An 18,333-nucleotide genomic window follows, 5' to 3' on the forward strand; every position below is an offset into this window, starting at 1 on the left:
TGCGGCGCGAGGCGAACGCTCGAATCGATTTGACCGGCGGGGCGGATTCCGGAAGCGTCGGATCGTGAGCACCGACCTCCCGCCCGAGCGCCAGGACGCGCCGACGGCGCACGCCGTCCGCGCGGCCTGGGCCGTCTTCGTCGTCTTCGTCGTCGCCGGGATCGGCATGGCCACGTGGGCCTCGCGCATCCCGGCGGTCCGCGACGGCCTCGGCTTCTCCGAGGCGGAGATGGGCGTGCTGCTGCTCACCGGCGCGATCGGCTCGCTCGTCGCGCTGCCGCTGTCCGGGATGATCGCGTCGCGCATCGGCGCCGGTCGCACGTGCGTGTCGTTCGCCGCGCTGGCGGCCGCGGGCTTCGCCGTCGCGACCCTCGCCGTCGACGGCGACCACCCGCTGCTGGTCCGCGTCGGGCTCTTCCTCGGCGGCATGGGCGTGGGCATCTGGGACGCGGCGATGAACCTCGAGGGCGCCGTCGTCGAGCAGCGCCTGGGGCGGTCCGTCATGCCGCGGTTCCACGCCGGCTTCTCGCTCGGCACGGTCGCGGGCGCGGGGGCCGGCGCCCTCGCCGCGCACGCCGGGGTCTCGCTGCCGGCGCACGTCATCACCGTGATGGTGATCGACCTGCTGGTCGTCGTGGCCTGCGTGCGCTTCTTCGAGCCCACCGCCCACGCCGCGGCGCAGGCCGCGGCCGGCGCCGCGGCGGACACGCGAGCCGACCCGGCCACCGCCGTCGACACGGGCACCGGCCACACGCTGCGCGACACCTTGGCCACCTGGCGCGAGTCGCGCACCCTGCTCGTCGGGCTGGTCGTCCTCGCGGCCGCGCTCACCGAGGGCGCCGCCAACGACTGGGTGAGCCTCGCGGTCGTGGACGGCTTCGGCACCGACGACTCCGTCGGGGCGATCGGTCTGGCGGTCTTCCTGTGCGCGATGACGCTCACCCGGCTGGCCGGGACGTCGCTCATCGACCGGTACGGCCGGGTGACCATGCTGCGCGTGTGCGGCGCGGCCGCCCTGGTGGGCGTCGTCGTCTTCGCGCTCGTGCCGTCGCTGTGGGTGGCCCTGGTGGGCGTCGCGGTCTGGGGCGCGGGCGCGTCGCTCGGCTTCCCGCTGGGCATGTCCGCCGCCTCGGACGACCCGCGCAGGGCCGCCCTGCGCGTGTCCGTCGTCTCGACCATCGGGTACTCGGCGTTCTTCGTCGGCCCCGCCCTCATCGGCTTCCTCGCCGAGCACGTCGGCTACCGCGACGCCCTGCTGGTGCTGGCCGTGCCCGTGGCGGTGGGCCTGCTGGTCGCCGGGGCCGCGAAGCCGCTGACGGGCGCCTCCGGCCCGACGCGTACGCTGGACGCGTGAGCCTGCCGACCCTGAACACGCCGTCCGCCGACGAGCCCGCCCGTGAGCGTGCCGGGCGCGGGACGGCCGCCCCGGCGCTCTCCGAGCTCACGACGCTGCGCGTCGGCGGGCCGGTGGACGAGTACGTCGAGGCGGAGTCCGAGGCCGAGCTGATCGACGCGGTGCGCGCCGCGGACGACGCCGGCCGGCCGCTGCTCGTGATCGGCGGCGGCTCGAACCTGCTGGTCGCGGACGAGGGGTTCGCCGGGGTCGTCGTGCGCGACGTGCGCCAGGGCCTCGCCGCCGACCTCGAGGACTCCTGCGGCACCGACGGAGCGTGCGGCGGCGCGAGCCTGCGCCTGCCCGCCGGGCAGGACTGGGACGCGTTCGTGGCCGAGGCCGTGGCGAACGAGTGGGTGGGCGTCGAGGCGCTGTCGGGAATCCCCGGCACGGTCGGGGCGGCCCCCGTGCAGAACATCGGTGCGTACGGCCAGGAGGTGGCCGGCGTCGTCGCCTCGGTCGTCACGTGGGACCGGGCCACCGGCAGCCGCAGGACCTTCCCGCTCAGCGGCCTGGGCTTCGGCTACCGCACGTCGCTGCTGAAGCGGACCATGCGCGCCGACGGCGGCGAGGGCGCCCCCTGGTACCCGACGCCGCGGTACGTGGTGCTCGAGGTCAACCTGCAGATGCGGCTCGGCAGCCTGTCCGCGCCGGTCGGCTACGGCGAGCTCGCGCGGCGTCTCGGCGTCGAGGTGGGGCAGCGGGCGCCGTCGGCCGAGGTGCGCGAGGCCGTGCTGGAGCTGCGCGGCGGCAAGGGCATGCTGCTCGACGGCGTCGGCGTCGCGCCGGGGTCCGAGAACGGGCCGGACCACGACCGCTGGTCGGCGGGGTCGTTCTTCACCAACCCGGTGCTGCCCGCCGACGCGGCGGACGACCTGCCCGCGGACGCCCCGCGCTTCGCCGTGCGCTCCGCGACGCCCGCGTCGACCGTGAGCCCGAGCCTCGGCGTCGTCGACCCGGCGCTGGTGAAGACCAGCGCGGCCTGGCTCATCGAGCACGCCGGGTTCACCAAGGGGTTCGGCCTGGCGGGCGAGCACAGCCCGGCGCGCCTGTCGACGCGGCACACCCTCGCGCTGACCAACCGCGGCGGCGCGACCGCGGCCGACGTCGTGGCCCTCGCCCGCGCCGTGCGCGACGGCGTCCGCGACACGTTCGGCATCGAGCTCGAGCCCGAGCCCGTCCTGGTCGGCACCACCCTCTGACCGTTGTGAGCGCGATTTCGGGGACTATCCGCACGCGGATAGTCCCCGAAATCGCGCTCACAACGACCGGGAGGGCCGAGGGTCAGTAGAGGATGACGGGGGTGCCCTTCGGCAGGCCCCAGGAGTCCCAGAGCCAGTTCATCGCGGCGTTGGACACGCGCACGCAGCCGTGCGACGCGGGGTACGGCGGGATGGACCCCGAGCCGTGCACCGCGTACCCGCCCGAGAAGTACTTCGGCCGGTACATCGACCCCAGCTCGAGCGTGGACTCGTGCATGCCGTTGCGCTCCATGTACACGGCGTAGGAGCCGCGCGGCGTCGTCGCGTGATAGGTGCGGCCCTTGGCCTCGTACGTCTCCCCGTTGCCCGACGACGCGTTGATGATCCGGGTGACCTTGCCGCCCTCGACGGTCATGAGCAGCTGGCGGTCCAGGTCGATCTCGATCGCCTTGCCGGACGACGACTGCGCCTGCGGCCGGACGCCGTCGTCCAGCGCTGCCTGCGTCTTGGGGCCCACGACACCGTCGCGGTACTGCCCGGCGGCCTTCTGCAACGCCCACACGGCCTGCTGGGTGGCCGGCCCGAAGCTCCCGTCGGCGTCCTGGAGGAAGTAGCCCAGCTCCTGCAGCCGTTCCTGCAGCGCGAGGACCCGCTCGCCCGAGTCGCCGTACTCGAGCATCTTGTCGCGCTCCTCGGCGGCCTTCTTCTCCGCCGCCTCCTGCTCGGCCTTCTCGCGCTCGGCCTGCTCCTGGGCGGCGGCCTCCTCGGCAGCCTTCTTCTCCGCGGCCTTCTTCGCCTTCTCGGCGGCCTTCTTCTCCGCGGCCTCCTGCTCGGCCTGCTCCTTCTCGGCGGCCTTGTCCGCGGCCTCCTTCTCGGCGGCCTCCCGGTCCGCCTGCTCCTGGGCGTCCTGGTCGGCGCGGCCCTGGGCGCCGTCGGACGCGGCACCGGCGTCCGACGACGGGGGAGCGGACGCCGTCGGGGCGGCGCCCGGCTCGGGCTCCGTCTCGCCGGACAGCGGCGCGCACCCGGACAGGGCCAGGGCGAGCACCACGGGGACGCCGACGAGCGACGCCGCCAGGCGTCGCCTCAGGCTGGGAACCGTACGCATGGAGCCCCTTCCGCGCCGTCGGCGCACCAGGCGCGCCGCGGGGTACCACCGTGCCCTGCGGGTGCCCAGAACGCGACCGCAGCGCTCCGGTCGTGTCGTGATCGTCACCGTGTCGTGACCTGTCGTCTGCCCTTCACCTGCCCGGACGCACGACGCGGCGAAATCGTTGTGTTGCTCACCACGACCGGCCGAGGCCTTCCAGCACGCGATCTGTCGCGTCATCGGACCCGATGACGCGACAGATCGCGTGCTGGAAGGCAGCGTGCGGTCAGCGGCGGTCCTCCTTGAGGACGGCGAGCCGCTGCCGGTACTCGGCCTCGTCGATCTCGCCGCGGGCGTACCGCTCACCCAGGACGTCGACGCCGCCCGCGCCGCCGCGGGCCCACGGCGGGCCGTACCGGCGCGCCCGGCGGGCGATGAGGAACACGACGGTGGCGAAGAGCAGGAACCACAGGATCGGGAAGACGATCCACCAGCCCGGGCCGCCGCCGGCGGCGTACGGGTACCCCGTCTCGGCTGCGGCGGCGACCGCGGGGGCGGTGATCGCGGTGGCGGTGGTGAGCATCGTGGACTCCTCGTGACGGTGGGCACGCCCGGTGCGAACCCTTCGCCTCCACCGTCGCCCGGCGGCCCCGCCGCGTCGTCAGCCCGCCGTACCGACCTGGGTGGTCCCCTCGTGCCGTCCCCGGTGCGCCGAACAGGCGGTTGACACCGTTATCGACGGTTGCGGGGCGCGATAACGGTGTCAACCGCCTGCTCGGCGGTCGGGTCAGCCGTTCCAGCCCGGCCGCACGACGCCGCCCTCGTACGCCGCGACGACGAGCTGCGCGCGGTCGCGGGCACCCAGCTTCGCCATCACCCGGGAGACGTGCGTCTTGACGGTCGACTCGGACAGGTAGAGGGCGCGCGCGATCTCGTCGTTGGACAGGCCGCCCGCGACCTCGACGAGCACCTCCCGCTCCCGGGCGGTGAGGTCGTCGAGGCCGGGCGGGGGCGGGACGTCGCGCGTGGCGTCGGCGACCCGGGCCAGCAGGCGGCGGGTGACGCCGGGGGACAGCAGCCCGTCGCCGGCCGCCGCCACGCGCACCGCCCGCACGAGCTCGGCGGGCTCGGTGTCCTTGACGAGGAAGCCGCTGGCCCCGCCGCGGATCGCCTCGGCCACGTACTCGTCCAGCTCGAACGTCGTCACCACCACCACGTGCACCCCGACGGCGCCCGGGTCGGCGACGATGCGCCGGGTCGCCTCCAGCCCGTCGGCGCCGGGCATGCGCACGTCCATGAGCACGACGTCGGGCCGCAGCTGCAGCGCGAGGCGCACGGCCTCGTCGCCGGTCGCGGCCTCGCCCACCACGGTCATGTCGGGCTCGGCGTCCAGCAGCGCGCGGAAGCCGCCGCGCACCAGCGCCTGGTCGTCGGCCAGCAGCACCCGGATCATGCGTCCTCCTGCGCGTCGTCAGACGCCTGGGGCGCCCGGGCGGTCTGTGCGCCTGACACGTCCGTGGCCGGTGTCGAGTTGTCAGGCGCTGGTGACATCGGAGCGGTCTGAGCGCCTGACAGGTCGGCGGGCAGCGGGATGGTGGCGACGACGGCGAACCCGGCGGCGCCGGGGCCGGCGTCGAGCGTGCCGCCCGCACCCTCGACGCGCTCCCGCATGCCCCGCAGGCCGTAGCCGGGCACGGCCTCGGCGCGCGGTCCGGTGCGCCCGCCGTCGTCCTCCACGACGACGCGCAGCCCGCCCTCCTCGCGCGCCACGCGCACGACGACGGTCCGCGCCCTCGGCGCGTGACGGCCCACGTTGGTGACCGCCTCCTGCACCACGCGGTACGCCACGCCGGCGAGGTGCGGGGGCACCGCGCCCGGCGCGAGGAGGGCGGGGTCGACGTCGACGCGGACGGTCGCGCCACGGGCGGCCAGCGGTTCGGCGAGGCGGGGGAGGGCGGCGAGGTCCCAGGTGGGCGTGCGCGGCTCGGGGGCGTCGGACGACGCCGCGAGGGCGCCGTCGGCGTCGCCCCCGTCGGCGTCGCCCTCGCCGCGGACGACGCCGAGGACGGCGCGCACCTCGTCGAGCGCGTCGCGGCTCGTCGCCTTGATGGAGGAGAGCGCGGAGCGGGCCTGCTCGACGTCCCGGTCCAGCAGGTGCAGGCCGACGCCCGCCTGGACGTTGATCGCCGACAGGGAGTGCGCGAGGACGTCGTGCAGCTCGCGCGCGATGCGGAGGCGTTCGGTGGCGACGGCGGTCCGCTCGCGGTCCTCGCGGGCCGCTCGCCAGGCGGCGGCCCGGGCGAGCCGCTCGCGCACGGCGGTCGCCACGAGCAGCGCGACGGTGGTCCACGCGGCGCCCGCGAGCAGCCCGCCGACGCGCGGACCGTCGTCCCGCACGGCGGCCGCGCCCACGACGACGCCCCACATCAGCGCCGCCCCGGACCAGGCCAGCACCCGCGCCCGGCCGGCGGGCCCGGTGAGCAGCACCATGACCAGCACACCGACCGTGCCGCCCAGCGCGGGGCCCCACGCATAGCCGAGCGCGAGGTACGCGCCGACGGCACCCACCGCGAGCAGCACCGCGAGGACGGGGCGGCGGGGGAGCGTGAGCAGCACGACCGGCCCGGCGAGGGCGAGCAGGAGCCCCAGGGCGTCGACGTCCCGCGCGCCTGGCTGCCAGTGCGACGCCCCCAGCGTCCCGAACGTCACGACGACGGCGAGCGCCACCGCGAGGAACAGCCGGGGGCGCCACCGGTCGAGCGGGCCGCGGTCCATGCCCGGCACGCTACGCCGCGGCAGGATCCTGCGCGTCCGCCCGTAGTGCCGTGCGCCGTCGTCCCCGGGGACCACGCCGCACGGGCGCGACCCGGGGCGCGGGCGCGACCCGGGGCGCGGGCGCGGCGGGCCGGTCCCGGGCGAGGAGCACCGCTCCCAGCACGAGCGCGATCCCCAGCACCGCGGTCGGGGTGACGTCCTCGCCGAGCACGAGGACCGCCAGGACGGCCGCCCCCACGGGCTCGAGCAGCGAGAGCAGCGCGGCGGACGTGGAGCCGACCCCGCGCTGCAGCCCCGCGTAGAACGCCAGGTAGCCGACGGCGGTCTGCACGAGGGCGAGGAAGGCGAGGGTCCACCAGGCCGTGGAGTCGAGGGAGCCGAGCGCGAGGCCCGACCCCGCGGCCGGCACCAGGGACACGAGGCCCGCCAGCGTGAACGACGTCCCGAGGAGGGGCGCGGGGCCCAGGCCGGGCAGCACGCGACGGTTGACCACGGTGGTGGCGGCGAACGCGACCGCGGCCACGAGGGCCAGGACGAGACCCCACGCGAGCTCGGCGGGCGTGCCGTCCACGGGGCGTACCCCGCTGACCAGCGCGAGGCCGACGACGGACGTCACGAGGGCCACGAGCACCGGCACGCGAGGCAGCCGCCGGGCCCGCACGGCGGCCCGTGCCGTCACGACCAGAGGGGCGGCGCCCAGCGCGACGACCGTCGCGACCGCGACGCCCACGTGCGCGACCGACTGGAAGTAGGCGGCGCCGAAGACGGCGGTGAGCACGGCCGTGACGGCGACGTGGCGGGCGCTCGCGGCCGTCCGGGGGATCCGCCGGAGCTGCCCGGTGGCGGCGGTGACGGCGAGGACGGCGAGCCCGCCCCCGAGCAGGCGCAGCGCGGAGACCGCGGTCGGCGACATCGCGCTGTGGGCGGTGATCGTGGCGGCCGCGACCCCGCCGGTGCCCCACAGCAGCGCACCGGCCGCGACCAGGACGGCGCCGCCACGCGCCGGCGCGTCGCGGCTCGGGCGGCGGCTCGGGCGGCGGGACGGGGACGAGGACGTCGGCACCGGACCATCGTGGGGCCCGCAGCACTTCAGATCAATCGAAGTTCTGGACAGCCAGGCTTAAGATTTGGTGATGCACCTGGACCCGCGCCGGCTCGCCACCCTCCTCGCCGTGCACCGGTACGGCGGCATCGTGGCCGCCGGGCAGGCGCTCGGCGTCTCGCCGTCGGCGGTCTCGCAGCAGGTGGCGCGCCTCGAGGCCGAGTCCGGCCAGCGGCTCGTGGACCGGCAGCCCGCCGGGGCGGTGCTCACCCCGGCCGGCCGGCGGGTCGTGGAGGCCGCCGAGCGCATCGAGGCGGAGCTCACCGACACGCGTCGGGCGCTCGCCGAGCTCGGGGACGAGCCGAGCGGCACGGTCGTCGTCGGGGCGTCGCCCACCCTGGTCGCCGGGCTGCTCGCGCCGCTGGCCGGGCGCCTCGCGCGCACCGCCCCCGGCCTCGACGTCCACCTGTGCCAGACCGAGGGCGAGGCCGCGCAGCGCGACCTGCGCCGCGGGGAGCTCGACCTGATCCTCACCGAGACCGAGAGCGCCATCGGCCGGACCACCCCGGGCGGCATGCGCGACGTGCCCGTCCTCGACGAGCCGTGGCTGGTCGTGCTCCCCGCCGACCGGCCGACGCCCGAGCGGCTGACCGACCTGCGCCACGCCGTCTGGCTCGGTGCCGAGCCCGGGCACGCGGCGGACCGTGTGGTCCAGCGTGCGCACGCCGCGTCGGGGGCGACGACGCCGCTGACGCACCGCTACGACGACTACGCGGTCGCCCTGGCGATGGTCGCCGCCGACCTCGGCGTGGCCGTCGTGCCGGCGCTCGCGGCGGCGGACCCGCTGCCCGGCACGGTGCAGGTCGTCGCGCTGCCCGGGCTGGGGACGCGGCAGGTCGTCGCCCGGCACCGCACGACCGGCGGCGCGCCCGGCCCGGTCACGCTGGCGGTGCTCGACCACCTGCTCGCTGCCGCGGCGGCCTGACGGCGCGGCCTCCGACCTGGCGGGTGCTGGTGAGCCCCTGGAGCGTCTGGTGCGCGACGGCGCGACGTGGACGGCGCGACGTGGATGAGAGTCCTCTCATCCACGTCTCACCCTGGGCCGGTGCGCGCCCGGTCCGATGGTGGCGTGCTGCCCCAGAGCCCCGCCCCGACCCGATCGTCCCCGTCCGTCCCCGCCCCGACGTCGCTCGGGGACCACGGCCCGTGGCTCGACCTGCTCACCGGCGACGCGGCCGCGGACGTGCTGGGGGCGGCCCTCGCGGCCGACGGCGCCGAGCTGGAGACGTGGTCGGTGCGGCAGGTGCACGCGCGGCCCGGCGCCGAGGTGACCGTGGCGTACGACGTCGTCGCCCGCCGCGAGGTCGGCGGGAGCACGGTCCGCGGGCCGGAGCACCTGTTCGCGACGAGCGCCGGCGCGTCCGCGTTCCGCCGCGCGCGGGGCGGCGGGGACGCGACCCTGGGGCCCGGCGTCGTCCGGCTCGACGACGGCGAGCGCGCGGTGCACGTGTGGCGGCACCCGCACGACCCGGCCCTGCCCGGGCTCGCGGCCGGCAGCACGCCCGACCGGGTCGCGGAACGGATGCAGGCGGCGGGCGTCGCGTCGCCGACGCTGTCGCTGGAGACCGTCACCTACCGGCCGCTGCGCCGGGCCGTGCTGCGGGCCCGCACGGCCGACGGGGCCACGTACGTCAAGGTGGTGCGCCCGGCGCGCGTCGACGACCTCGTGCGCAGGCACGCACTCTTCGCCGCACGGCCGGGCGGCGTGGCCGCGCCGCGCGTGCGGTCCTGGTCCGCCGACGGCGTCCTCCTGCTCGACGAGGTGCCGGGGGAGTCCGTCGCCGAGCACGTCGCGCGCACGCCGGCCGCCGACCAGCCCGCCTGCGTCGACCCGGCGGAGCTGCTGCGGGTCGTGGCGGCGCTGCCGCGCGCGGGCCTGGCCCTGCCGCGCCGTCCGGCGTGGGCGGACCGCCTCGACCACTACCTCGGCGCGCTCGCCGGCGTGCGCGGGGTGGACGGCGACCGCCTCGCCCGGCTGCGCGAGGCGATCGTCGCCGTCGTGAACGCCGGCGACCTCGGCCCGCTCGTCGTGACGCACGGCGACCTGCACGCCGCCAACCTCCTGCTGGAGCCCGGGAGCGGCCGGACCGACGAGGGCGACCGGACGCCGCCGCGCGTCGGCGCCGTGCTGGACGTCGACACGCTCGGACCGGGGCACCTGGTCGACGACCTGGCGTGCGCCGTCGCGCACCTGGCCGTGCTGCCCCACCTCGACCCGGGCGCGTACGCGGGCGTCGACGGTCTGGTGGAGCGCTGGCTCGACGTCCTCGGGCGGGCCGTGGGCCCCGCCCTGCTGCGGGCGCGGGCCGCGGCCGTCGTCGTCTCCCTCGCGACGGGAGCGGAGAGCGACGCGGCCGTCGAGGGGTTCCTCCACGTCGCCGAGCGCCTCGCCGCCGAGGCGTCCGCAGTCTGAGAGACCTCTCATCCACGCCTCCCGGCCCTCTCACGGGGGCCGCGCAGGCTGGGAACCAGTCGGCGGGAAGGACCCGCCAGGAACACCCCGGACGAAGGAGCAGCACGATGAAGGCACGCAGCGCATGGATCGTCACGGGCGCGCTGGGCGCGGTCGGCCTGGGCGCCGGCGTCGCCGCGGCCCAGGGCACGTTCGACCGCACCCCGTCGGACGCCGTCGTGGCCGACGCCGTCCGGCTCGGCGACGACGCCACCGCCCCGGCGGCGGGCGCGGCGCCGGCGGACCCGTCGCCCGCGTCGGTGCAGAACGGCACGTCGATCACCACGGTGACGGCCGGCTCGGTCGCCACGCCCGGTACCGCTCCGACGACGCAGACCGCGGACACGGCGCCGTCCGCCCAGACGGCCCAGACGGCCCAGACGGCGAACACCGCGCCGACCGTGCAGACCGCCGCCAGCCCGGCGTCGCCGTCGACCCCCGTCACGCCGGTCACCCCGCAGTCCGCGCAGTCCGCGCCGACCGCCGCGTCGGCCGACTGACCTCCGGGGCGCGCACCGAGCGTGCTGAGTCGTTCCTCCGGGCGGGCCTCGGAGGGACGACTCAGCACGCTCGTTGTCGTCGGCGGTGGCGTCGTGGGCGCCGGCGGAGTCACCACCGCGGGCGGCCGGGTCAGGCCAGGCGGTACCCCATGCCGCGCACGGTGACGAACCGCTCGGCGCCGAGCTTGTTGCGCAGGTAGCGCACGTAAACGTCCACCACGTTGGACCCGGGGTCGAAGTCGTACCCCCACACGCGCGAGAGCAGCTGTTCCCGGCTGAGCACCTGTCCGGCGTTGCGCAGGAACGCCTCGGCGAGCGCGAACTCCCGCGCGGACAGGTCCACCTCGACGCCCGCGGCGGTGGCCCGGCGGGTGCGCAGGTCGAGGCTGAGGTCGCCGTGGCTGAGCACGGTGACCTCGCCCGCCGGCTCGGCCCGCAGGCGCAGCCGGATGCGGGCCAGCAGCTCCTCGAAGCGGAACGGCTTGGGCATGTAGTCGTCGGCCCCGCCCTCGAGCCCGGCCACCGTGTCCGCCACGGAGGTGCGCGCGGTGAGGATGATGACCGGCAGGGTCACCTTCGCCTCGCGCAGGCGGCGCAGCACGGTGAAGCCGTCCTGGTCGGGCAGCCCGAGGTCGAGCACCAACAGGTCGAAGTCGCCCGACGACGCGAGGTCGAACGCCTCCCGCGCGGTCGCGACCGTCGTGCTCGCGTAGCCGGAGGCGCGCAGCCCCTTCGCGACGAACGACGCGATCCGGGTCTCGTCCTCGGCGATCAGGATCTGGCTCACGTGGCGGGTCCTTCCCGGTCGGGGGCGGTGCGCGGGGGCAGCTCGGGGGTGGGGGCGGAGCGCGGGCTGGGCGTCGTCCGGGCGACGGGGGGCACGGCGCGCCCGGGGGTCGGGTCCGGTCCCGCGTCGGGCACGGGCAGCACGGGCACGACGACGGTGAACGTCGACCCCTGGCCGGGCACGGACTCCACGGTGGCCTCGCCCCCGTGCCCCTGCGCGATGGCGGCGACGATGGCGAGGCCGAGACCGGAGCCCTCCCGGCGCTCGCCGTCGTGCTCGCCGCGCGCGAAGCGGTCGAAGATGCGCTCGAGGTCGTCGGGCGCGATGCCGACGCCCTCGTCGCGCACCCACAGGCGCACGTGCGCGCCGTCCGGCGTCGTGCGGGACCCGATGGCGACCACGCTGCCCGGCGCGGAGAACTTCACGGCGTTGGCGGCGAGCTGCAGCCACGCCTGGGTGAGGCGCTGCGCGTCCGCCATGGTGCGGGCGTCGGTGCGGGAGTCGACCAGCCAGGTGCGGTCGCCCAGCGTGCGGGCCTTGTCGAGCACGTCGTCCGTGAGCCGCCCGAGCTCGACAGGAGCGGGGCGCACGAAGTCGGGCTGCCCGACGGTCGCGAGGGTGACCAGGTCGTCGACGAGGCGGTGCATCCGGTCGAGCTCGTCGAGCGCGAGGACCCGCGTCTCCGCGGCGTCGGCCGGGTCGGCCGTGTCCATGAGCTCGAGGTGGCCCCGTACGATGGTCAGCGGGGTGCGCAGCTCGTGCCCGACGTCGTCGAGCAGACGGCGCTGCGACTCGAACGAGCCCTCCAGCCGGTCGAGCATCCCGTTGAAGGCCCGGGTCAGGTGGGTGAGGTCGTCGTTGCCCGACTCCGGGATCCGGGCCGAGAGGTCGGACTCGCCGATCTGCTGCGCGGTGCGCGCGAGCATCCGGATCGGCCGCAGGAGCCGCCCGGCGAGCAGCCACCCGACCACGCCCGTCACGACCAGCGCGCCGAGCGCCACCAGGGCGTAGCTGCGGAAGACGGCCTGCGTCTCGGCGTGCTCGGCGGCCCGGTCGTACGCGAGGACGAGGGCCGCCGGCTCGCTCGCCGCGGGCGCGGCACCGCTCGCCCCCGGCAGCGCGGCGACCGGGGCGACGAGCGTGCGGTAGGTGGTCGTCGCGGTGCGGATCGTGCGCAGCACGACCTGGTCGGAGTCCAGCAGTGGCGTGACCGCGGCGACGAACTCGGCGTCGTCCTGGAGGTGCACCTCGACGGCCTGCTGCGACACCAGCGGGCTGTTCCCGGCGCGCAGCCCGATGACTCCCTCGTGGCGTGCGGGGACGTCGAGCTGGATGGCGGTCACCACCACCTCCTCCGCGGACGAGAACGGGTCGCCGGTCACCGGGTCGACGCCGGACGCGGCGAGGGTGCGCAGCTCGTCGGCGCTCTCGGTGAGGTCGGCGTCGATGCGGTGGTCGACCTGCTCGTAGGTGAGCAGGTAGGCCGTGGCTCCGGCGAACCCGAGCGCGAGGGCGGTGAGCGCGAGCAGGGCGGTGAGGATGCGCGTGCGGACGGTGGGCCCGCCGCGGGGTCCAGGGGCTCGCACCATCAGTCGTCCTCGTCGTCAGGGCCGTCGTCGTCATCCGGGCCGTCGTCATCGTCGTCGTCATCGTCGCTGTCGCCGTCGTCATCGTCATCGTCGCCGTCGGTGGGCGGGACGGGCGCCACCCCACCGTCGTCGGAGGTCCTGGTCGGCGTGGGCGACGGGCTGCCGCTCGACGACGGGCCGCGCGACGGCGACGGCTCGCCGGACGGCGCGGGCGACGCGGGGTCGGGCGTGGGGGAGATGACGACCACCCCGCCCACGTCGCGGTCCTCGGGCTCCGCGGACGTGGCGGCGACGAGGGCGCCACCGAGCACCGCGATCAGCGCGACCGCGAGGACCCAGGGCACCGCCGCGCGCCAGCGACGTCCGGACCGTTCAGCCATGCCGGGATCATCCCGCGGGCGGATGAGACGCAGATGAGAGCGGCGCGGGGGCGGCGCCCGGGCGGGCCTCCGGGGCGTCGTCCGGAGCGTCGTCGGGAGTCGCGAGCCACGCGTCGACACCCGTCAGCATCCGGCGCTTCGTCGCGTCCGACGCCCGGCTCGCCCGGACGGACGACCGTGCCAGGTCGGCCAGCTCGGCGTCGTCGAAGCCGTGCACCTCGCGGGCGGCGACGTACTGGTCGAGCAGCCGGGACGAGAACAGCAGCGGGTCGTCCGCGCCGAGGGCGACCCGCGCCCCGGCGTCGACCAGGGGCCGCAGCGGCACCTGGGACGTGTCGGCGTACACGCCGAGGCCGACGTTCGACGCCGGGCAGACCTCCAGGGCCACCTCGCGCTCCACGAGCTCGGCCAGCAGCGCCGGGTCCTCCCCGGCCCGCACCCCGTGGCCGAGGCGGTCGGGGTGCAGGGCGTCGACGACGTCGCGCACGTGCGAAGGTCCGAGCAGCTCGCCGCCGTGCGGCACCGACGCCAGGCCGGCACGGCGGGCGATGCGGAACGCGGCGGCGAACTCGGCCGTGTCCCCGCGCCGCTCGTCGTTGCTCAGGCCGAAGCCCACCACCTCGCCCTGCCCCTCGCCCGCGTACCGGGCGGCGAGGCGGGCGAGCGTGCGGGCGTCGAGCGGGTGCCGCATCCGGGACGCCGCCACGACCACCGCGACCTCGACGTCGTGCGCGGCGCTCGCGGCCCTCGCCGCGTCCAGCACGATCTCGACCGCCGGCGTGATGCCGCCGACGAACGGGGCGTACGACGTCGGGTCCACCTGGATCTCCAGCCGCCCCGACCCCTCGGCGGCGTCGTCGGCCGCGGCCTCGTCGACCAGGCGGCGCATGTCCGCCTCGGAGCGCACGCACGCCCGGGCGGCGTCGTACAGCCGCTGGAACCGGAACCAGCCGCGCTCGTCGGCCGGGACCCGCAGCGGGTCCCCGTCCAGCAGGGCGCCGGGCAGCCGCACGCCGTGCCCGGCCGCCATGTCGCGCAGGGTGTCCACCCGCATCGAGCCCGTGAAGTGCAGGTGCAGGTGGGCCTTGGGGAGCTTTGCCAGATCGCGCACGGCGCCAGTCTGCCCCGATCTGCCCGCCCGGGGCCGGTCAGGGCAGCCAGCCGCGCTCACGGGCCACGGTGACGGCGGCCGTGCGGTCGTCGACGCCGAGCTTCGCGAACGCCCGCAGCAGGTGCGTCTTCACCGTGGCCTCCGCGATGAACAGCTCCCGGCCGACGGCGGCGTTCGACAGGCCGCGCGCGACCAGGCCGAGCACCTCGGCCTCGCGCGCCGTGAGACGCTCCGCCGCGGTCCGCACGCTCGTCACCAGGCGGGTCGCGACGCCCGGCGCAAGCACCGTCTCGCCGCGCGCGGCGGCGCGCACGCCCGCCACGAGCTGGTCGCGCGGGGTGTCCTTGAGCAGGTAGCCCGTGGCCCCCGCCTCGACCGCGCGCAGGATGTCGGCGTCAGTGTCGTACGTCGTGAGGACGACGACGCTCGGCCCGCGGCCGCGGCGCGCCCCCACGATGCGTGCGGTCGCGCCCACCCCGTCGAGGCGCGGCATGCGCAGGTCCATGAGCACGACGTCGGGCGCCAGCTCGCGGGCCAGCGCCACCGCGGCCTCGCCGTCCGGGGCCTCGCCGACGACCTCCACGTCGGGCTCGCCGTCGAGCATCCCGATGATCCCCGAGCGCACCACCGGGTGGTCGTCGGCGACCAGCACGCGCACCGTCCCGGCGCCCGCCCCGCTCACGCGGCACCTCCCGAGGACGGCACGTGCACCTCGACGCGCGTACCGCCCTCCGCGCCGGGCTCGACGGCGAGGGTGCCGCCCACCGCCGAGACGCGTTCGCGCATCCCGGCCAGCCCGAGCCCGTCGACCTGGCCGGGCGGCAGGCCGCGTCCGTCGTCGGTCACCTCGAGCCGGACGTCGGGTGCGTCCCCGTCGTCGCCGTCGCGCGTCAGCCGGATCGTCACGGCGTGGGCGCCCGCATGCCTGCGCACGTTGGCCAGGGCCTCCTGCGCCGCGCGCAGCAGCACCACGTCGGCGGCCGCGTGGCCGGTGGCCCCGCCGCCGACAGCCCCGGTCACGCCCGCCACGTCGAGCATCACCGGCGTCCCCGTCTCGGCCGTGAACCGCTCGGCCAGGCGCCGGAGGGCCTCGGCGAGCGTCGAGCCCTGGAGCGGCACGGGCGCGAACGCGGCCACCAGCGCGCGCGCCTCCGCCAGGTTGTCCCTGGCCGTCTGCTCCACGACCAGCAGGCGCTCGCGCGCGCGGCCCTGCTCGCCCCGGTCGAGGGCCGCCGTCGCCGCCTGCGCCTGCGTCACCACGCTCGTGAACCCCTGTGCCAGCGTGTCGTGGATCTCCCGGGCGATGCGCTCGCGCTCCGAGGTCACCCCCGCCGCGTGGTGCGACTCGGCGAGCTCCGCCTGCGCCCGCCGCAGCTCGTGCAGCAGCCGTGCCCGCTCGTCCGAGCGCCGCATCGTCGTGGCGAACCACAGCCCGAGCAGCACCGAGAACGCGATCGCGACACCCATCTGCGGCGCGGCCTCGAGGAGCGTGGGGAGGTCGAAGCCCTGCTGGGCGGCGATCGCGAACGTGGTCGCGACCCCGAGGGCGACGCTCGCCACCACCGCCCGCCGCGGCGGTTCCAGCAGCATCCACAGCTGCGTGAACGACGCGAAGAGCAGGAACGTCGCGAGCCCGCCCTGCGCGATGGCGACGGCCGTCCCCGCGATCAGCACGACGACGTAGGCGGCCGCCCGGCGCTGGTCGCGGGTGCGGGCCGCGCGAGCCCCCCACACCGCGTACGCCAGGAGCATCACCGCCATCGCCGCGTACGCCGTCCACAGCCGGCCGCCGTCGACGCCGCCGAGCGCCATCGCCGTGGCCGTCAGCAGCACGATGAGGACGAACCCGACGTCCCACCACACGACCTGGCGCTCCCAGGGGTCGGAGGTCACACGGGTCAGCTCGTCGTCCGCGCCGGTGCCGGCCGGTGCGGACGACGAGCCGGACCCGGCGTCAGCCGTCGTCACGGCGCCGCCACCGGAAGGTGCGCACCCCGACGACCAGCCCCACGATCAGCCATGCGACCAGTACAGCAGCGGTGGCGGGGTGCTGCCAGGACCCGCTCGTCTCCAGCGCCGCCATGTCCTCGGGCAGGAAGACGGACCGCATCCCCTGCGCGATCCACTTGAGGGGGAACACCGAGGCCACGGTCTGCATCCATCCCGGGAGCGCGAAGAAGGCGAAGAACACGCCCGAGATGAACTGCAGCACCAGCACGACCGGCGTCACGACGGCGCTCGCGGACCGGCCGGACCGCGGCAGGGACGAGAACCCGACGCCGCAGATCGTGCCGGTCGCCGACCCGAGCACGAACACCCAGGCGAAGGTCGCCCAGCGCCCGGCGTCGGTGGGCAGCGGCACGTCGAAGGCCAGGGCCGCGACCGCCAGCAGCAGCGCGGTCTGCACCACGGAGGTGACGAGGGTCAGCAGCACCTTCCCGCCGACGTACGCGGCCGCGGGGAGCGGGGTCGCCCGCAGCCGGCGCAGCGTGCCGTCGTCGCGCTCCATCGCGATCGACACGGCCAGCGACTGGAAGCTCGTGAGCACGATGCCGGTCGCGACCATGCCCGGCAGGAAGTACTGGGCGAAACCGATCTGGGTGACGTCGGTGCCCTGGTCGTCGTTGCCGAAGACGCTGGAGAAGATGGCGAGCATGAGGATCGGGTAGGCGAACACGAAGATCACGGCGTCGCGCTCGCGCCAGAACTGGCGCAGCTCCAGGCCCGCGCGCACCAGCGCGAGGTACGCGAAGCCGGGCAGCCGCCCGTCCCGCCGGTCCCGTCCGGCGGAGACCCGGGTGTCGACGGTGGCGCTCATGCGTGGTCCTCCTTCGCGAGCAGCCCCAGGTAGACGTCCTCGAGGCTGGGTCGGGTGATGCAGAGGTCGGCGACCTCGCCGTCGGTGCCGGCGACGGTCGCCATGAGGTGCGCGGCGAGCGCGGTCGGCGCGTCGGTGCGCTCCGCGTGCGGGACGCCGTCGGCGGTCCACGTCACCAGCGGCGTGCGGGCGTCGGGGCCGCCGAGCGTCTCGGGCGTCCCTTCCGCCACGACGTGCCCGTCGCGCACGACGGCGACGCGGTCGGCCAGGTGGGAGGCCTCGGCCAGGTCGTGCGTGGTGAGCAGGATGGTCGTGCCGGTGTCCCGCAGGCGCAGGACGAGGTCCCAGAACGTGCGCCGGGCCTGCGGGTCGAAGCCCGTGGTCGGCTCGTCGAGGAAGAGCAGCTCGGGACGGCCGACGACGCCGAGCGCGACGTCGAGCCGGCGCCGCTGCCCGCCGGACAGGGAACGCACCCGCGCACCCGCCTTCGCGGCGAGGCCCACGGCCTCGACGACCTCGTCGGGGTCGCGCGGCGCCGGGTAGTACCGGGCGGTGGAGCGCACGGCCTCCGCGACGCTCAGGTCTGCCTGGTCGCGCGAGTCCTGCGCGACGACGCCGAGCCGCGCCCGCCAGGCGCGACCGGCCCGGGCGGGGTCCTCGCCGAGCACCCGCACCTCGCCGCCGTCGCGGTCGCGGAACCCCTCGAGGATCTCGATCGTCGTCGTCTTGCCGGCGCCGTTGGGGCCGAGCACGGCGACGATCTCGCCCGCCGCGAGGTCCAGGTCCAGGCCGTCGACCGCCTGCTTGGCCCCGTAGCGCTTGGTGAGGCCGCGGACGCGGACGGCGGCGCCGGGGTAGCCAGGGGAGCGGGGCGGACCGGCGGCGCCGGGGGAGCCGTCGCGGCGCCCGCGCGGGGTGGGCGGCGGGGGAGCCGGGGAGGGTGTCGTCGTCGAGGTCATGGTTCGAGCCTCGCGCCCGGGGCGGCCGCCGCGGGAGCCTCGGACGGCGGGACCGCGCGTCCACCGATCGGTGGACGGCGGGCGGCTCGGGCGTGGTTCGACCCACGCCCTCGCGTCGCGTACAGTTGTCCCTCGGTGGTTGATGCCCGCCAAGATCGAACGCGCCCTTCCGGGG

General features: G+C 76.5%; 18 protein-coding genes. 5 read left to right on the forward strand and 13 right to left on the reverse strand.

Features of this window, described 5'->3' with window-relative positions; translation table 11 throughout:
• Positions 1-64: 64 nt before the first annotated feature.
• Both ACH436_RS10260 and ACH436_RS10265 read left to right on the forward strand, forming a co-directional pair.
• On the forward strand, positions 65-1,354 hold the full coding sequence (locus ACH436_RS10260; protein WP_430560098.1) for an MFS transporter: 1,290 nt from the start codon (positions 65-67) through the stop codon (positions 1,352-1,354).
• The gene (locus tag ACH436_RS10265; RefSeq protein WP_430560099.1) at positions 1,351-2,595 is read left to right on the forward strand and encodes a UDP-N-acetylmuramate dehydrogenase; all 1,245 of its coding nucleotides are present in this window, start codon (positions 1,351-1,353) and stop codon (positions 2,593-2,595) included. The genes ACH436_RS10260 and ACH436_RS10265 overlap by 4 nt, the downstream gene beginning before the upstream one ends.
• A gap of 82 nt (positions 2,596-2,677) precedes the next feature.
• On the opposite strand, the gene ACH436_RS10270 is transcribed toward ACH436_RS10265, so the two are convergent.
• From ACH436_RS10270 to ACH436_RS10290, 5 genes are all read right to left on the reverse strand, one after another.
• Complete coding sequence (locus tag ACH436_RS10270; protein WP_430560100.1) at positions 2,678-3,703, reverse strand: L,D-transpeptidase family protein; 1,026 nt, start codon at positions 3,701-3,703, stop codon at positions 2,678-2,680.
• A 268-nt stretch (positions 3,704-3,971) separates the two neighbouring features.
• Positions 3,972-4,268, reverse strand: a complete 297-nt coding sequence (locus ACH436_RS10275) for an SHOCT domain-containing protein (RefSeq protein ID WP_430560101.1) — start codon at positions 4,266-4,268, stop codon at positions 3,972-3,974.
• Between the two features lie 204 nt (positions 4,269-4,472).
• A complete protein-coding gene (locus ACH436_RS10280) occupies positions 4,473-5,138 on the reverse strand; it encodes a response regulator (protein WP_430560102.1) in 666 nt (221 codons plus the stop codon).
• Complete coding sequence (locus ACH436_RS10285) at positions 5,135-6,460, reverse strand: sensor histidine kinase (protein WP_430560103.1); 1,326 nt, start codon at positions 6,458-6,460, stop codon at positions 5,135-5,137. The genes ACH436_RS10280 and ACH436_RS10285 overlap by 4 nt, the downstream gene beginning before the upstream one ends.
• Positions 6,461-6,470: 10 nt before the next feature.
• Positions 6,471-7,523: a DMT family transporter gene (locus ACH436_RS10290; RefSeq protein ID WP_430560104.1), complete on the reverse strand. Its 1,053-nt coding sequence runs from the start codon at positions 7,521-7,523 to the stop codon at positions 6,471-6,473.
• Between the two features lie 70 nt (positions 7,524-7,593).
• Here ACH436_RS10290 and ACH436_RS10295 point away from each other — a divergent pair, with 70 nt between their 5' ends.
• The 3 genes from ACH436_RS10295 (at position 7,594) to ACH436_RS10305 (ending at position 10,514) form a co-directional block, all read left to right on the forward strand.
• Entirely contained in the window at positions 7,594-8,487 is an 894-nt protein-coding gene (locus ACH436_RS10295) for a LysR family transcriptional regulator (protein WP_430560105.1), read from the forward strand.
• Positions 8,488-8,631: 144 nt separating this feature from the next.
• Complete coding sequence (locus tag ACH436_RS10300; protein WP_430560106.1) at positions 8,632-9,975, forward strand: phosphotransferase family protein; 1,344 nt, start codon at positions 8,632-8,634, stop codon at positions 9,973-9,975.
• A gap of 107 nt (positions 9,976-10,082) precedes the next feature.
• Positions 10,083-10,514: a hypothetical protein gene (locus ACH436_RS10305; RefSeq protein WP_430560107.1), complete on the forward strand. Its 432-nt coding sequence runs from the start codon at positions 10,083-10,085 to the stop codon at positions 10,512-10,514.
• A 130-nt stretch (positions 10,515-10,644) separates the two neighbouring features.
• Here the strand turns inward: ACH436_RS10305 and ACH436_RS10310 are convergent, their stop codons facing one another.
• From ACH436_RS10310 to ACH436_RS10345, 8 genes are read right to left on the reverse strand one after another with little or no spacing between them, the layout of a single operon-like run.
• Positions 10,645-11,301 (reverse strand): response regulator transcription factor, encoded by a 657-nt coding sequence (locus ACH436_RS10310; RefSeq protein ID WP_430560108.1) that lies wholly within the window; start codon positions 11,299-11,301, stop codon positions 10,645-10,647.
• The gene (locus ACH436_RS10315; protein WP_430560109.1) at positions 11,298-12,890 is read right to left on the reverse strand and encodes a sensor histidine kinase; all 1,593 of its coding nucleotides are present in this window, start codon (positions 12,888-12,890) and stop codon (positions 11,298-11,300) included. Before ACH436_RS10315 ends, ACH436_RS10310 begins: the two co-directional genes overlap by 4 nt.
• Positions 12,890-13,270, reverse strand: a complete 381-nt coding sequence (locus ACH436_RS10320) for a hypothetical protein (protein ID WP_430560110.1) — start codon at positions 13,268-13,270, stop codon at positions 12,890-12,892. Before ACH436_RS10320 ends, ACH436_RS10315 begins: the two co-directional genes overlap by 1 nt.
• Positions 13,271-13,277: 7 nt before the next feature.
• Entirely contained in the window at positions 13,278-14,381 is a 1,104-nt protein-coding gene (locus ACH436_RS10325; protein WP_430560111.1) for an adenosine deaminase, read from the reverse strand.
• Positions 14,382-14,418: 37 nt separating this feature from the next.
• A complete protein-coding gene (locus ACH436_RS10330; protein ID WP_430560112.1) occupies positions 14,419-15,063 on the reverse strand; it encodes a response regulator in 645 nt (214 codons plus the stop codon).
• The gene (locus tag ACH436_RS10335) at positions 15,060-16,349 is read right to left on the reverse strand and encodes a sensor histidine kinase (protein ID WP_430560113.1); all 1,290 of its coding nucleotides are present in this window, start codon (positions 16,347-16,349) and stop codon (positions 15,060-15,062) included. Before ACH436_RS10335 ends, ACH436_RS10330 begins: the two co-directional genes overlap by 4 nt.
• Positions 16,336-17,199 carry an ABC transporter permease gene (locus tag ACH436_RS10340; RefSeq protein WP_430560114.1) on the reverse strand — a complete coding sequence of 288 codons (864 nt, stop codon included), beginning with the start codon at positions 17,197-17,199 and terminating at the stop codon, positions 16,336-16,338. The genes ACH436_RS10335 and ACH436_RS10340 overlap by 14 nt, the downstream gene beginning before the upstream one ends.
• Positions 17,196-18,158 (reverse strand): ABC transporter ATP-binding protein, encoded by a 963-nt coding sequence (locus ACH436_RS10345; RefSeq protein ID WP_430560115.1) that lies wholly within the window; start codon positions 18,156-18,158, stop codon positions 17,196-17,198. Before ACH436_RS10345 ends, ACH436_RS10340 begins: the two co-directional genes overlap by 4 nt.
• Positions 18,159-18,333: the final 175 nt, after the last annotated feature.

Origin of the sequence: Isoptericola sp. NPDC019693 (assembly GCF_044389085.1) — a bacterium.
GTDB lineage: Bacteria > Actinomycetota > Actinomycetes > Actinomycetales > Cellulomonadaceae > Isoptericola.

Bases quoted from the DNA above. Each gene is read 5' to 3' on its own strand.
- ACH436_RS10315 (WP_430560109.1), bottom strand. From the start codon at position 12,890: ATGGTGCGAGCCCCTGGACCCCGCGGCGGGCCCACCGTCCGCACGCGC.
- ACH436_RS10345 (WP_430560115.1), bottom strand. From the start codon at position 18,158: ATGACCTCGACGACGACACCCTCCCCGGCTCCCCCGCCGCCCACCCCG.
- ACH436_RS10295 (WP_430560105.1), top strand. From the start codon at position 7,594: ATGCACCTGGACCCGCGCCGGCTCGCCACCCTCCTCGCCGTGCACCGG.
- ACH436_RS10305 (WP_430560107.1), top strand. From the start codon at position 10,083: ATGAAGGCACGCAGCGCATGGATCGTCACGGGCGCGCTGGGCGCGGTC.
- ACH436_RS10275 (WP_430560101.1), bottom strand. From the start codon at position 4,268: ATGCTCACCACCGCCACCGCGATCACCGCCCCCGCGGTCGCCGCCGCA.
- ACH436_RS10320 (WP_430560110.1), bottom strand. From the start codon at position 13,270: ATGGCTGAACGGTCCGGACGTCGCTGGCGCGCGGCGGTGCCCTGGGTC.
- ACH436_RS10285 (WP_430560103.1), bottom strand. From the start codon at position 6,460: ATGGACCGCGGCCCGCTCGACCGGTGGCGCCCCCGGCTGTTCCTCGCG.
- ACH436_RS10270 (WP_430560100.1), bottom strand. From the start codon at position 3,703: ATGCGTACGGTTCCCAGCCTGAGGCGACGCCTGGCGGCGTCGCTCGTC.
- ACH436_RS10280 (WP_430560102.1), bottom strand. From the start codon at position 5,138: ATGATCCGGGTGCTGCTGGCCGACGACCAGGCGCTGGTGCGCGGCGGC.
- ACH436_RS10340 (WP_430560114.1), bottom strand. From the start codon at position 17,199: ATGAGCGCCACCGTCGACACCCGGGTCTCCGCCGGACGGGACCGGCGG.